Here is a 13994-nt window from a genome sequence, read left to right on the forward strand (position 1 = left end):
TCGCATCCCCCGGCGGCTTCGCCGGTGCCGTCGTACATCTCGGCGCACCTGTGACGGCCCGTCAGGCCCCGATCGCGAGCTCCTGCGACCGCACCTGCGGCCGGAGCGGCTCGGCGAGCCACTGCGCACCCTCGACGCCCGCCACGCCGAACGCGAGCACGAGCGCCCGGGTCGCCGACGGCTCGTACGGCTGGAACAGCAACCGCATCCCGGCCTCCGCGGGCGTCCGCGCCGCCTTGCGCTGGTTGTCGCTCCCACACGCCGCGACCGTGTTCAGCCACGAGTCCGCACCACCGCGCGAACGCGGCAGCACGTGGTCCACCGTGGTCGCCCGCCCACCGCAGTAGGCACAGCGCCGATTGTCCCGGAGCAGTACGCCTCGGCGCGACCAAGCCGCCTGTTGTCGGAACGGCACCCGGACGAACTTGAGCAACCGGATCACCCTCGGCAGCGGAAACTCCAGCGTCGCCGCCCGCACCACTCGGCCGGGATCGACGTGCTCGACGACCGCCTTCTCCTGCAACACCAACACGAGCGCGCGCTTGAACGACACCGTCGCCAGCGGCTGATACGTCGCGTTCAGCACCAACGTCTCCCGCATGCGACCTCCCCTCACCTGGTCGACGAGGGGACGAGCGAGCACCCGGACGCGCACCGACCCGACCGGGCGCGTGTCACGCGCTCAGCTGTGCGGCGGTACTGCGACGCTCATGCGCACCCTTCGACTCGACGATCCGTCAGTACGGACAACCCGACCACTGTGCCTTCGGATCGATCACCGGGACAACGCAATTACCGGCCGGGAATCAGCCGCGCGCCGGCCGATTGTGATCATCGCGCGGCCGAGCGTCGGTGCCCACCACGCGCGCGAGGCCGCTCAGCGCGCGTACGACGACACCACGACCGCGCGCGCGAGCGTGTGGAAGAACAGGTTGAACCCGACATACGCCGGCGTCGCGGTGTCGTCCACGCCGAGCTTCTCGACGTCCAGCGCGTGCACGGTGAACGTGTACCGGTGCGGGTAGTGCCCCTCCGGCGGCGCCGCGCCCACGTAGCCCGGGCCACCGGTGTCGTTGCGGACGTGGAACGCGCCCGCCGGCAGCCCCTTGCCGTCGGTCGCGCCCGCACCGCTCGCGAGCTCCGTCACATCCGCCGGGATGTCGACCACGAGCCAGTGCCAGAAACCGCTGTGCGTGGGCGCGTCCGGGTCGAAGCAGGTCACCACGAAACTCTTGGTCCCGGCCGGGAACCCGGACCACGACAGCTGCGGTGAGAGGTCCTCGCCGCCCGCGCCCATGACTCCGCTGACCTGGGCGGTGGGCAGCGTCCCACCATCCGTCAGATCCCGGCTGGTGACCGTGAAGGAGGGCTTCTCGGGCAGGTAGTCGTACGGCATCGAGGGCTTGTTGGGCTCGGTCACGCGACGCTCCGATCGTGCTCGCGGGCATCCGGCCGCGTGCCGGGCGCCTCCGTCCGACGAGCCTATTCTCACCGTCCCCCGAACCGGCGAAGATCACGTAGGTATCCTCGCGCCAACAAGGGGGAGGCATCCGGGGTGACCGAGCCGACACACGATCCGGGCGATGCCGACGGCGACGCCTCGTCCGGCATACCCGGCGAGCTCGCCGCCGGGGACGACGCCGGCGCCGCGATACCCGAGGAGATCCCGTCGGCGGCACGACCGGGGTCCACCGTCCGTCGACTCGCCGCGCCCGTCGCGGCGCTGCTCCTGGCCCTCGCCGCGCTGATCGCCTTCGGCGTCACGCTCAGCGGCCCCGGCAGCGCCAAGCCCCGGACCCCCGAGAGCGCGTTCGGCGGACCGTACCCCGGCACCGCGACCCCCGTGCCCCCCGCGCACGGCCCGGCCATCACCAACGCCGACCTCCAGGCACTGGCCGACCGGCGCACGCTCGCCCTCACCGCGCGCGACGTGCAGGGGTTCACCGCCGACCTGGATCCCGACTCCCACGACCTGATCGCGGGACAGCTCAGGCTGTTCCGCAACCTCATGCTCGTACCGTTCGACCAGGTCGACTACCGGGTCGAGACGATCCAGACGATGCCCACGGCCGACGACCGGATCACCGCCTACGTGGACGTGTCCTTCGACCACCGGATCACCGGCGCCGACACCGCGACGGTCGGCGAGGGCTATCGCTGGACGGTGGTCCGCGCCGGGCCCGGCGCACCGCTCGTGGTCACCGCCGTCGACGGCACCCCCTACGACGGCGCCGGCTACGCGTACGCCCGCGACTATCCCGCGCCGTGGGACCACGCCGACCTGACCGTCGTCCGCCGCGACCACGTCGTCGTGCTCGCCGACCCGAGCACCGCCGCCGGCGCCGAGCGGCTCGCCGACGCCGCCGAGGACGCGGCCATCGCCGACATCGAGACCTGGGCCGACGGCGGCCCGTCCGGCACGGCTCCCGGATTCGTGATCGTCCCGGTCGCCGACCGCGAGACGTTCTACCGCCTGTACGGCGGACGCACCGGCGAGCACGGCGAGGAATCCGGCCTCACCTACGCGCTGCGCACCATCGGCCCGGCCGGCAAGGGCCGCTTCGGCGGCGCGCGGATCGTGCTCGACACCACATCCGGCTGGTTCACCTCGCCCAACCCGCGCCGGATCGGCGAACTGTTGCGCCACGAGATGGCGCACGCCCTGGTCACCCCGCTGCGCAACGAGGTGCCCAACCAGGACCAACCGGTGTGGGTCGTCGAGGGCTTCGCCGACTGGCTCGCGCTGCACGGGCGAACCCTGCTCGGCACCGACGAGCTGTACGAGGCCCGGACCTACCTCGCCACGAACCGCTTCACCGGCCGGTTGCCCACGGACGACGAGCTGTATCAGGCCGACACCGTGGGCAACGCGGCCGCGTACGAGTTCGCGCACCTGGCGATGCGCCGGATCGAGGAGATCGGCGGCAGCACCGCCGTGTACGACTTCGTCACCGCCGTCTACGCCGACCCCGCACCCGCGGCCGTGGACGCCGCGCTCCGGCAGGCGACCGGCCGCTCACGCGAGGAATTCGAGAAGGATTGGGCCCGCCGCGTCCATGAGCTGTTGGCCGCATAGCGCACAGCGGACGGGCCGCCCTTGTTCGTCCCGCTCGGCTCCTAGAACCAGCCGCGGCGCTGCCCCAGTTCCTGGAACCAGCCGTGCAGGTAGGCGTTCCAGTCGGTCTGCGGCGCCGAGGCGTGGTCGACGGTGAACTGCCGAATCGAGTCGCTGCCCCCGGAGAACGCGCCACCCTTCTTGTCGATCTCCAGGATCACCTCGGTCGAGTGCTCACCGGACACGAAGGTCAGTTCGACCTCGTTGATGCCGCGCGCGTACGCCTGCGGCGGGGTGAACTCGATCTCCTGGTAGAACGGCAGCCGCTGGCTCGTCCCGCGAATGTGCCCCTGCTCCAGGTCGGCGCCCTTGAAGTGGAAGCCCAGGTTCCCGAACGCGTCGAGGATCAGCGCCTGCGCGGGGAACGCGCTCACCTGGATCGGGTCGAGGTCGCCCTTGTCGATCGCGCGGTCGATCGCGAGCTCGGTCCGCACCCCGATCGTCGTCCCACGCAGCTGCACGCCGCGGAACGTGGTCAACGGCGTTTCCCACGGCACCGGCAGTTGGAACGGCACATCGTGCGTCGAACCCTCGCGCAACGCGAACGCGCCACCGACCTGCTGCCGCCCGAACTCCACGTTCGTACGGCGCTCGCCGTCCTGCGTCTCGACCTCCACGACGGCCTGGAACTCGACGAACAGCCCCTCGATGTTCTGGTCGACCTTGCCGCCCTGAACCCGGATCCGCCCCTCGACCACACCGCCCGGCGTCGTCTCGGGCCGGAACAGCTCCGTCTCGACCGAGGCGCTGCCCGCACCCATGCTCGCCATGAACTTCTTGAAAACCATGATGTCCTCCCCGCCGATCGTCCGTTCCGCCACATTCCATCACGCGCGCCTAAGCTGGCTCGTCATGCGTGCATTTCCCGGGGCCCCGACCGATCCGCTGCCGCGCTCGTTCTTCGACCGCCCGGTCCTGACCGTCGCCGCCGACCTGCTCGGCCGAACCCTCGTCCACGACACCGAGGCCGGCCCGGTCGAACTGCGGCTGACCGAGGTCGAGGCATACGACGGCGCCAACGACCCCGGCTCGCACGCCTTCCGAGGCAGGACCGCCCGTAACGCGACGATGTTCGGCCCGCCCGGACACCTGTACGTCTACTTCACCTACGGCATGCACTACTGCGCGAACCTGGTCTGCGGCCCGGAGGGCACCGCGTCCGGCTGCCTGCTCCGCGCCGGCGAGATCACCGGCGGCACGGCCCTGGCCCGAGCCCGCCGCCCGACCACCCGCAAGGACACCGACCTCGCGAGCGGCCCCGCCCGGCTCGCGATGGCCCTGGGCCTGGAACGCGCCCACGACGGCCTCGACGCATGCGACCCGACCGGCCCGATCCGGATCCTGCACGGCGCCCCTCCCGCCCGGACCGCGATCCGCTCCGGCCCGCGCACCGGCGTCGGCGGCGGGGGCGCGACCCAGCCCTGGCGCTTCCACGTCGAGGGCGATCCGACGGTCAGCCCGTACCGGCCCCACCAGCCGCGCAAGCGCACGGTGAAAGCGGTTCGCGCCGAGGGCGGAGTGTCGGGCACCCTGTAACCGCTGCAATCGCTGTAACCCCCACTTCGTGTACGCGGTCGCCGACGCGGTCGTCGGACATATAGGTATCGATCTAGGAGACCAGGCACTGTGACGGACATCGTCGACGAGTTGCGGTGGCGGGGCCTGCTGGCCCAGACCACCGACGAGGACGCGCTCAAGAAGGCGTTCACGGACGGTCCCGTCACGGCCTATTGCGGCTTCGACCCGACAGCGGCCAGCCTGCACGTCGGCCACCTCATGCAGGTCCTGACGCTGCGCCGGCTCCAGCTCTTCGGCAACCGCCCGATCGCCCTGGTCGGCGGCGCCACCGGACTGATCGGCGACCCGAAGCCCTCGGCCGAGCGCTCGATGAACGAGGTCTCGACGGTCCAGGGCTGGACCGACCGGATCCGCGGCCAGCTGTCGGCGTTCCTCGACTTCGAGGGCGACGCCCCGACCACGGCGGTCATGGCGAACAACCACGACTGGATCGCGCAGCTGAGCATCGTCGACTACCTGCGCGACGTCGGCAAGCACTTCAGCGTCAACCAGATGCTCGCGCGCGAGACGGTGAAGTCGCGGCTCGCCGGCGAGGGCATGAGCTACACCGAGTTCAGCTACGTCCTGCTCCAGTCGTACGACTTCGTCGAGCTGTACAAGCGCCACGGCTGCACGCTGCAGATCGGCGGCAGCGACCAATGGGGCAACATCACCGCCGGTCTCGACCTGATCCGACGGATCACCGCCAACGAGCCGCACGGTTCGGCGCACGCGCTGACCACGCATCTCCTGACGAAGGCCGACGGCACCAAGTTCGGCAAGACGGAGGGCGGCACGGTCTGGCTCGACCCCGAGCTGACCACGCCCTACGCCTTCTACCAGTTCTGGCTCGGCGCGGACGACCGTGACGTGCCCCGCTACCTGCGTACGTTCAGCTTCCGATCGCGCGAGGAGATCGAGACGCTGGAGCGGGACAGCGAGGAGCGCCCGGCCGCGCGCATCGGCCAGCGCGCCCTGGCCGAGGAACTGACCACGCTGGTGCACGGCGCCGAACAGTGCGCCGCGGTCGTCGAGGCGAGCAAGGCGTTGTTCGGCCAGGGCGACCTGACCGCACTCGACAACGCGACGCTCCTCGCCGCGGTGGCGGAACTCCCGAGCGCACAGCTCGCCGAGGGCCCGACGGTGGTCGACGCCCTGGTCGCGACGGGCCTCGCACCCAGCAAGAGCGGAGCGCGCCGCACGATCAAGGAGGGCGGCGCCTACCTCAACAACGCCAAGGTGACCGACGAGGACGCGGTGATCACGGCGGCAGACCTGCTGCACGGCCGCTGGGCGCTGCTCCGACGCGGCAAGCGCAACCTCGCGGCGGCGGAGATTGCCGTGTGAGGCAAGGCAGTTGATGGATCGTCAAGCCGGTTCCCGACCCGTTTCACTGGGTATAGGGGATCGGCTTGACCCGTCCAAGAGGGTGGTTTAAGCTCGGGAGAGTCGCAACTTCGGGAGATCCGGACAGGCGCGCCCTCAACACCGGCGCGATGGCCGATCCCACCGCGACTCACACCCCAAGATCCATCCTGAACCGGACGGCCGTCGGCCGCTCCGGGCTCGTGGTGTCTTCGTGGGTGCGACCCAGTGATCACACAGCCCTTGTGAACGCGCGGAATTTGATCATTCAAATTCCGGGGGTTTTATTTGTGCTGCCATTTTATTACTGGGAATCGTTTTCCTGGAAAGCGATTCGGCATTATCGCAGAAACCTGCTAAGGTTGAAGCATCGAGCACCGGAGTGATCCGGGGCAGGACGCGCGGCTCGCAGGCCGCCGGCACCGCACGAGTGATCATGTGGAGTCGGGGGAGGCGGGAAAACGGGTCTGCTAGGCTCGGCCAGCCGAAAGTCGGAAGTCGGAGAAACGAGAGTTTCGAGGACCGAAGATAGAAAGCAAAGGGCGAAAAGCGGGTCGCAAGATCTGCTAGAGTCTGAAAGGCGGAAAGCGCGGAAACGCGCCGGACGCCGAAAGCGAGGAAAGCGAAGCGGCCGAAACGGTGTGCTAAGCTGGAGACGCGAAAGAGAAACAAAAGCAACACAAACTGAAACAAACTGAACGTTAAACGCCCGGAGGGCGCGGTTGATTCCGCACCGAAGGAAGCGTCCGTTCCTTGAGAACTCAACAGCGTGCCAAAAGTCAACGCCAAAGATACACCCCCGGCGCTGGAAGCCTCATCACAAGGTGGGTCGGACAGTGTTGGTGGTTCCTTTGAAGAAAATCCTGGGTTCCGTCAGTGGGCCCAGGTCACAGCAAGGACGCCGGCGACATACCCGGACTATTCCTCTGGGAGAGTCGCCGCTCACTTATTGTGTTCCACCGGATTACCGGTGAACATCAATGGAGAGTTTGATCCTGGCTCAGGACGAACGCTGGCGGCGTGCTTAACACATGCAAGTCGAACGCTGAAGCCCTTCGGGGTGGATGAGTGGCGAACGGGTGAGTAACACGTGGGCAACCTGCCCTGCACTCTGGGATAACTTCGGGAAACCGGAGCTAATACCGGATAACATCCTCCTCCGCATGGTGGGGGGTTGAAAGTTCCGGCGGTGCAGGATGGGCCCGCGGCCTATCAGCTTGTTGGTGGGGTAGTGGCCTACCAAGGCGACGACGGGTAGCCGGCCTGAGAGGGCGACCGGCCACACTGGGACTGAGACACGGCCCAGACTCCTACGGGAGGCAGCAGTGGGGAATATTGCGCAATGGGCGAAAGCCTGACGCAGCGACGCCGCGTGAGGGATGACGGCCTTCGGGTTGTAAACCTCTTTCAGCAGGGAAGAAGCGAAAGTGACGGTACCTGCAGAAGAAGCACCGGCTAACTACGTGCCAGCAGCCGCGGTAATACGTAGGGTGCGAGCGTTGTCCGGAATTATTGGGCGTAAAGAGCTCGTAGGCGGCCTGTCGCGTCGGATGTGAAAACTCGGGGCTTAACCCCGAGCCTGCATTCGATACGGGCAGGCTAGAGTTCGGCAGGGGAGACTGGAATTCCTGGTGTAGCGGTGAAATGCGCAGATATCAGGAGGAACACCGGTGGCGAAGGCGGGTCTCTGGGCCGATACTGACGCTGAGGAGCGAAAGCGTGGGGAGCGAACAGGATTAGATACCCTGGTAGTCCACGCCGTAAACGTTGGGAACTAGGTGTGGGCGACATTCCACGTCGTCCGTGCCGCAGCTAACGCATTAAGTTCCCCGCCTGGGGAGTACGGCCGCAAGGCTAAAACTCAAAGGAATTGACGGGGGCCCGCACAAGAGGCGGAGCATGTGGCTTAATTCGACGCAACGCGAAGAACCTTACCAAGGCTTGACATACACCGGAAACACCTGGAGACAGGTGCCCCTTTTGGTCGGTGTACAGGTGGTGCATGGCTGTCGTCAGCTCGTGTCGTGAGATGTTGGGTTAAGTCCCGCAACGAGCGCAACCCTCGTTCTGTGTTGCCAGCATGCCCTTCGGGGTGATGGGGACTCACAGGAGACTGCCGGGGTCAACTCGGAGGAAGGTGGGGACGACGTCAAGTCATCATGCCCCTTATGTCTTGGGCTGCACACGTGCTACAATGGCCGGTACAATGAGCTGCGATACCGCGAGGTGGAGCGAATCTCAAAAAGCCGGTCTCAGTTCGGATCGGGGTCTGCAACTCGACCCCGTGAAGTCGGAGTCTCTAGTAATCGCAGATCAGCATTGCTGCGGTGAATACGTTCCCGGGCCTTGTACACACCGCCCGTCACGTCACGAAAGTCGGTAACACCCGAAGCCGGTGGCCCAACTCGCAAGAGGGGGAGCCGTCGAAGGTGGGACCAGCGATTGGGACGAAGTCGTAACAAGGTAGCCGTACCGGAAGGTGCGGCTGGATCACCTCCTTTCTAAGGAGCACATAGCCGAATGTGACCATCTGTGTCACACGGTTGCTCATGGGTGGAACGTTGACTATTCGGTCCGTGACTGGACTCGAACCTGCAAGTACTGCTCTTCGGAGCGTGGAAACACAGGGTCGGGAAAGGGAGCGGGTCGGGCACGTTGTTGGGTCCTGAGGGAACGGGCCCGGCCCCACAGTCGTATGGCTGTTGGGGCTGGTCTGTTGTCTCGGGAAGGTTCCGATCCTCGGATGAATGGTGAACCACCGGACGGTTTGTTCCGGTAGGCCTGTTCGGATATTCGGTGGAATCGGTTGTTGTTTGAGAACTGCACAGTGGACGCGAGCATCTGTGGCCAAGTTGTTAAGGGCGCACGGTGGATGCCTAGGTACCAGGAACCGATGAAGGACGTGGGAGGCCGCGATAGGCCCCGGGGAGCTGTCAACCGAGCTGTGATCCGGGGGTGTCCGAATGGGGAAACCCGGCAGTCGTCATGGGCTGTCACCCGCACCTGAATATATAGGGTGTGTGGAGGGAACGCGGGGAAGTGAAACATCTCAGTACCCGCAGGAAGAGAAAACAACCGTGATTCCGAGAGTAGTGGCGAGCGAAATCGGATGAGGCTAAACCAGTCACGTGTGATACCCGGCAGGGGTTGCGTGGTTGGGGTCGTGGGAGTGTGCTTGATCGGTCTGCCGGCCGGTCGGCGAGTCAGAAACCGTATGTGTAGTCGAAGGACATGCGAAAGGTCCGGCGTAGAGGGTAAGACCCCCGTAGACGAAACATGTACGGCTTGCTTGCGCATTTCCCAAGTAGCACGGGGCCCGAGAAATCCCGTGTGAATCTGGCGGGACCACCCGCTAAGCCTAAATATTCCCTGGTGACCGATAGCGGACTAGTACCGTGAGGGAAAGGTGAAAAGTACCCCGGGAGGGGAGTGAAATAGTACCTGAAACCGTGTGCCTACAAGCCGTGGGAGCGTCGTCATCCGTGTTTACACGGGTGGCCGTGACTGCGTGCCTTTTGAAGAATGAGCCTGCGAGTTTGCGGTGTGTGGCGAGGTTAACCCGTGTGGGGAAGCCGTAGCGAAAGCGAGTCCGAACAGGGCGATTGAGTCGCGCGCCCAAGACCCGAAGCGGAGTGATCTAGCCATGGGCAGGGTGAAGCGCGGGTAAGACCGTGTGGAGGCCCGAACCCACCAGGGTTGAAAACCTGGGGGATGACCTGTGGTTAGGGGTGAAAGGCCAATCAAACTCCGTGATAGCTGGTTCTCCCCGAAATGCATTTAGGTGCAGCGTCGTGTGTTTCTTGCCGGAGGTAGAGCACTGGATTGTTGATGGGCCTCACCAGGTTACTGAGATAAGCCAAACTCCGAATGCCGGTAAGTGAGAGCGCGGCAGTGAGACTGCGGGGGATAAGCTCCGTGGTCGAGAGGGAAACAGCCCAGAGCACCGACTAAGGCCCCCAAGCGTGCGCTAAGTGGGAAAGGATGTGGAGTCGCACAGACAACCAGGAGGTTGGCTTAGAAGCAGCCACCCTTGAAAGAGTGCGTAATAGCTCACTGGTCAAGTGATTCCGCGCCGATAATGTAGCGGGGCTCAAGCGCACCGCCGAAGTCGTGTCATTCGTGCATACAGCCAAGCCTTCGTGGTTCAGGCGTACGGATGGGTAGGGGAGCGTCGTGCAGCGAGTGAAGTCGCGGTGGAAACCAGCGGTGGACGCTGCACGAGTGAGAATGCAGGCATGAGTAGCGAATCACACGTGAGAAACGTGTGCGCCGGATGACCAAGGGTTCCTGGGGCAGGCTAATCCGCCCAGGGTAAGTCGGGACCTAAGGCGAGGCCGACAGGCGTAGTCGATGGACAACGGGTTGATATTCCCGTACCCGCTACGATGCGCCAGCGCTGAACCTCGTGATGTTAAGGCCGTGAAGCCGCAGGGATCCTTCGGGTGAACTGTTTTGGTGGAGCCGCCGAACCAATCGGGTAGTAGGTGAGCGATGGGGTGACGCAGGAAGGTAGTCCAGCCCGGGCGGTGGTAGTCCCGGGGTAAGGGTGTAGGGCGAGAGATAGGCAAATCCGTCTCTCACATAGCCTGAGACCTGATGCCGACCCGATTGTGGGGAAGTGGATGATCCTATGCTGCCGAGAAAAGCCTCTAGCGAGTGTCGTGGCGGCCCGTACCCCAAACCGACTCAGGTGGTCAGGTAGAGAATACTAAGGCGTTCGGGTGAACTGTGGTTAAGGAACTCGGCAAAATGCCCCCGTAACTTCGGGAGAAGGGGGCCATTGTTGGTGAGGAGACTTGCTCTCCGAGCTGGTGGTGGCCGCAGAGACCAGCGAGAAGCGACTGTTTACTAAAAACACAGGTCCGTGCGAAGTCGTAAGACGATGTATACGGACTGACGCCTGCCCGGTGCTGGAACGTTAAGGGGACCGGTTAGCTCTTCGGGGCGAGGCTGAGAACTTAAGCGCCAGTAAACGGCGGTGGTAACTATAACCATCCTAAGGTAGCGAAATTCCTTGTCGGGTAAGTTCCGACCTGCACGAATGGCGTAACGACTTCTCGACTGTCTCAACCACAGGCCCGGTGAAATTGCACTACGAGTAAAGATGCTCGTTTCGCGCAGCAGGACGGAAAGACCCCGGGACCTTTACTATAGTTTGATATTGGTGTTCGGTTCGGCTTGTGTAGGATAGGTGGGAGACTGTGAAGCGGACACGCCAGTGTCTGTGGAGTCGTCGTTGAAATACCACTCTGGTCGTGCTGGATGTCTAACCTGGGTCCGTGATCCGGATCAGGGACAGTGTCTGATGGGTAGTTTAACTGGGGCGGTTGCCTCCTAAAGGGTAACGGAGGCGCCCAAAGGTTCCCTCATCCTGGTTGGCAATCAGGTGTCGAGTGTAAGTGCACAAGGGAGCTTGACTGTGAGACCGACAGGTCGAGCAGGTGCGAAAGCAGGGACTAGTGATCCGGCGGTGGCTTGTGGAAGCGCCGTCGCTCAACGGATAAAAGGTACCCCGGGGATAACAGGCTGATCTTCCCCAAGAGTCCATATCGACGGGATGGTTTGGCACCTCGATGTCGGCTCGTCGCATCCTGGGGCTGGAGTAGGTCCCAAGGGTTGGGCTGTTCGCCCATTAAAGCGGTACGCGAGCTGGGTTTAGAACGTCGTGAGACAGTTCGGTCCCTATCCGCTGTGCGCGTAGGAGTCTTGAGAAGGGCTGTCCCTAGTACGAGAGGACCGGGACGGACGAACCTCTGGTGTGCCAGTTGTTCTGCCAAGGGCATGGCTGGTTGGCTACGTTCGGGAGGGATAACCGCTGAAAGCATCTAAGCGGGAAGCTTGCTTCGAGATGAGGACTCCCACCAACTTCGGTTGGGTAAGGCCCCCGAGAGACGATCGGGTTGATAGGCCGGGTGTGGAAGCCCTGTAAGGGGTGGAGCTGACCGGTACTAATAGGCCGAGGACTTGTCCTCAGTTGCTACGCGTCCACTGTGTGGTTCCCGAACCGCAATCGGTTTCGGGGAACCCGTTTGATAATTGAATCACCGCTTTTTGATTCATCTGGTTCACCGTAACGACCCGTTGCAATGGGTTCGATGGTTTTCCGGTGGTCTTGGCGGAGAGGAAACGCCCGGTCTCATTCCGAACCCGGAAGCTAAGCTCTCCAGCGCCGATGGTACTGCACTCGAAGGGGTGTGGGAGAGTAGGACGCCGCCGGAATCAACGTGAGTAAGGGGCCCCACCCCGGTGGGGCCCCTTATTTTTTTATCCGATTCTTTTAACCGTGGCGACCCCTCTCAGCAGGGGTTCATGGCCACTGTCGGGTGCGCCGACTTCGTTCGTCATACGGGACAATGGTGGTCGCGCCACAGGCGACTGCGTACCCGTACGACGATCACGAGGAGCAAACCCCATGTCCAATCCCCCCTCCGAGGGACGGCCGAGTCGCCGTCCCAGTGGATCGCAGTACTCGGGGGGCGGTGCCGGCGGTGACCGCCGACCGTTCAACCGTGACGATCGTGGTGGCCGCCCGGCTTCCGGCGATCGTGACCGGGGCGGTCGTGACGACCGCGGTGGTTCGCGTCCGCCGTTCAACCGTGACGATCGCGGTGGCAGCGGTGGCGGCAACCGTGGCGCGGGACGCCCGCAGTCCGGTGGTGCTGGCGGTTCCACCGGTCGTCCGCAGTCCGGTGGCCGGGACAACCGTGGTGGCGCTTCGCGCCCCTCCTTCAATCGCGACGACCGCAGCGGTGGCGCCTCGCGTCCGCCGTACCGGTCGGACCGTCCGGAGCGCTCGGACCGCCCGGCTCGTGACGACCGTGGTGGCGGTGCCTCGCGTCCGGCGTTCAACCGTGACGACCGCGGTGGTTCGCGTTCCTCGTTCAGTCGTGACGACCGTGGTGGTAGCCGCCCGTCGTTCGGCAACCGTGACGACCGTGGCGGTTCGCGTCCCCCCTATAACCGTGACGACCGTGGCGCCGGGCGCCCGCAGTCCGGTGGCCGCGACGACCGCGGCGGCGCTTCGCGCCCCTCGTTCAACCGTGACGACCGCAGCGGCGGCGGCGCGCGTCCGCCGTACCGGTCGGACCGTCCGGAGCGCTCGGACCGCCCGGCCCGTGACGACCGACCCGCCCGCGACGACCGCGGCGGCTCGCGTCCCCCCTTCCGGTCGGACGCTCCCGAGCGTGACCGCGGTGGTTCGCGGACCTCTTACGGTGCCCGTGGGGACCACGCGATCGCGCGGCCCAACCGCGAGGACCGCGAGGGTGGTTCGCGTCCGCCGTTCAACCGTGACGACCGTGGTGGCAGCCGTCCGTCGTTCGGCAACCGTGACGACCGTGGTGGCTCGCGCCCCTCGTTCAACCGCGACGACCGCGGCGGGGACCGTCGGCCCCCGGCCGGCCGTGACGACCGTCCCGGGTTCCGTGAGGAGCGTGGCGGGGACCGTCGTCCCTCGTTCAACCGTGACGACCGCGGCGGCAGCGGCGCGCGTCCGCCGTACCGGTCGGACCGTCCCGAGCGCTCGGACCGTCCGGCCCGTGACGATCGTGGTGGCTCGCGCCCCTCGTTCGGCGACCGCGGTGGCGCCGGTGGGCGTCTGCCGTACCGCTCGGAGCGTCCGGCTCGGGACGACCGTCCCGCCCGTGACGACCGTGGTGGCAGCCGTCCGTCGTTCGGCAACCGCGACGACCGCGGCGGCGACCGTCGTCCCTCCTTCAACCGTGACGACCGCGGCGGCAGCGGCGCGCGTCCGCCGTACCGGTCGGACCGTCCCGAGCGTTCGGACCGCCCGGCTCGTGAGGAGCGGGAGTTCGGCGACCGCGACCACAAGGACGGCGCGAGCAGCCGGCCGACCTACAACGGTCAGCCCGGTGCGCGTCAGCCGTTCCACGAGCGTCGTCCGGCCCAGCGTCGGGACGACCGGGGTGCCGGCCGTCCGCAGTCCGGTGGCCGTGAC

At 65.6% G+C, this 13994-nt stretch carries 8 protein-coding genes and 3 rRNA genes; 6 read left to right on the top strand and 5 right to left on the bottom strand.

Translation table 11 applies throughout. The features are described from left to right. Positions 1 to 61: 61 nt before the first annotated feature. On the bottom strand, positions 62 to 601 hold the full coding sequence (locus OG928_RS25635; RefSeq protein ID WP_406287802.1) for an HNH endonuclease: 540 nt from the start codon (positions 599 to 601) through the stop codon (positions 62 to 64). Positions 602 to 877: 276 nt separating this feature from the next. Beyond that, positions 878 to 1420, bottom strand: coding sequence for a YbhB/YbcL family Raf kinase inhibitor-like protein (locus tag OG928_RS25640; protein WP_406287804.1), 543 nt, complete (start codon positions 1418 to 1420; stop codon positions 878 to 880). Between the two features lie 135 nt (positions 1421 to 1555). Between OG928_RS25640 and OG928_RS25645 the strand changes: the two genes are divergently transcribed. Next, positions 1556 to 3076 carry a hypothetical protein gene (locus OG928_RS25645; RefSeq protein ID WP_406287805.1) on the top strand — a complete coding sequence of 507 codons (1521 nt, stop codon included), beginning with the start codon at positions 1556 to 1558 and terminating at the stop codon, positions 3074 to 3076. A gap of 41 nt (positions 3077 to 3117) precedes the next feature. Here the strand turns inward: OG928_RS25645 and OG928_RS25650 are convergent, their stop codons facing one another. Beyond that, on the bottom strand, positions 3118 to 3903 hold the full coding sequence (locus tag OG928_RS25650; RefSeq protein WP_406287807.1) for a sporulation protein: 786 nt from the start codon (positions 3901 to 3903) through the stop codon (positions 3118 to 3120). Between the two features lie 64 nt (positions 3904 to 3967). On the opposite strand from OG928_RS25650, the gene OG928_RS25655 reads away from it, so the two are divergent. After that, complete coding sequence (locus tag OG928_RS25655) at positions 3968 to 4651, top strand: DNA-3-methyladenine glycosylase (protein ID WP_406287809.1); 684 nt, start codon at positions 3968 to 3970, stop codon at positions 4649 to 4651. Positions 4652 to 4741: 90 nt separating this feature from the next. Continuing rightward, positions 4742 to 6019, top strand: a complete 1278-nt coding sequence (tyrS, locus tag OG928_RS25660) for a tyrosine--tRNA ligase (protein ID WP_406287811.1) — start codon at positions 4742 to 4744, stop codon at positions 6017 to 6019. Positions 6020 to 6301: 282 nt separating this feature from the next. Here the strand turns inward: tyrS and OG928_RS25665 are convergent, their stop codons facing one another. Further along, positions 6302 to 6826 carry a hypothetical protein gene (locus OG928_RS25665; protein ID WP_406287813.1) on the bottom strand — a complete coding sequence of 175 codons (525 nt, stop codon included), beginning with the start codon at positions 6824 to 6826 and terminating at the stop codon, positions 6302 to 6304. A gap of 188 nt (positions 6827 to 7014) precedes the next feature. Between OG928_RS25665 and OG928_RS25670 the strand changes: the two genes are divergently transcribed. The 3 genes from OG928_RS25670 to rrf all read left to right on the top strand — a co-directional run bounded on the left by OG928_RS25670 (position 7015) and on the right by rrf (position 12256). Continuing rightward, positions 7015 to 8538 (top strand): 16S ribosomal RNA (locus OG928_RS25670). Between the two features lie 344 nt (positions 8539 to 8882). Next, positions 8883 to 12009: ribosomal RNA gene (locus OG928_RS25675) — 23S ribosomal RNA — on the top strand. Positions 12010 to 12139: 130 nt separating this feature from the next. Then, positions 12140 to 12256 (top strand): 5S ribosomal RNA (gene rrf / locus OG928_RS25680). Together the 16S, 23S and 5S rRNA genes form the textbook arrangement of a ribosomal RNA operon. Positions 12257 to 12431: 175 nt before the next feature. Here the strand turns inward: rrf and OG928_RS25685 are convergent. Beyond that, on the bottom strand, positions 12432 to 13928 hold the full coding sequence (locus OG928_RS25685; RefSeq protein WP_406287814.1) for a hypothetical protein: 1497 nt from the start codon (positions 13926 to 13928) through the stop codon (positions 12432 to 12434). Positions 13929 to 13994: the final 66 nt, after the last annotated feature.

Origin of the sequence: Embleya sp. NBC_00896, from assembly GCF_045207785.1 — a bacterium.
Lineage (GTDB): Bacteria > Actinomycetota > Actinomycetes > Streptomycetales > Streptomycetaceae > Embleya.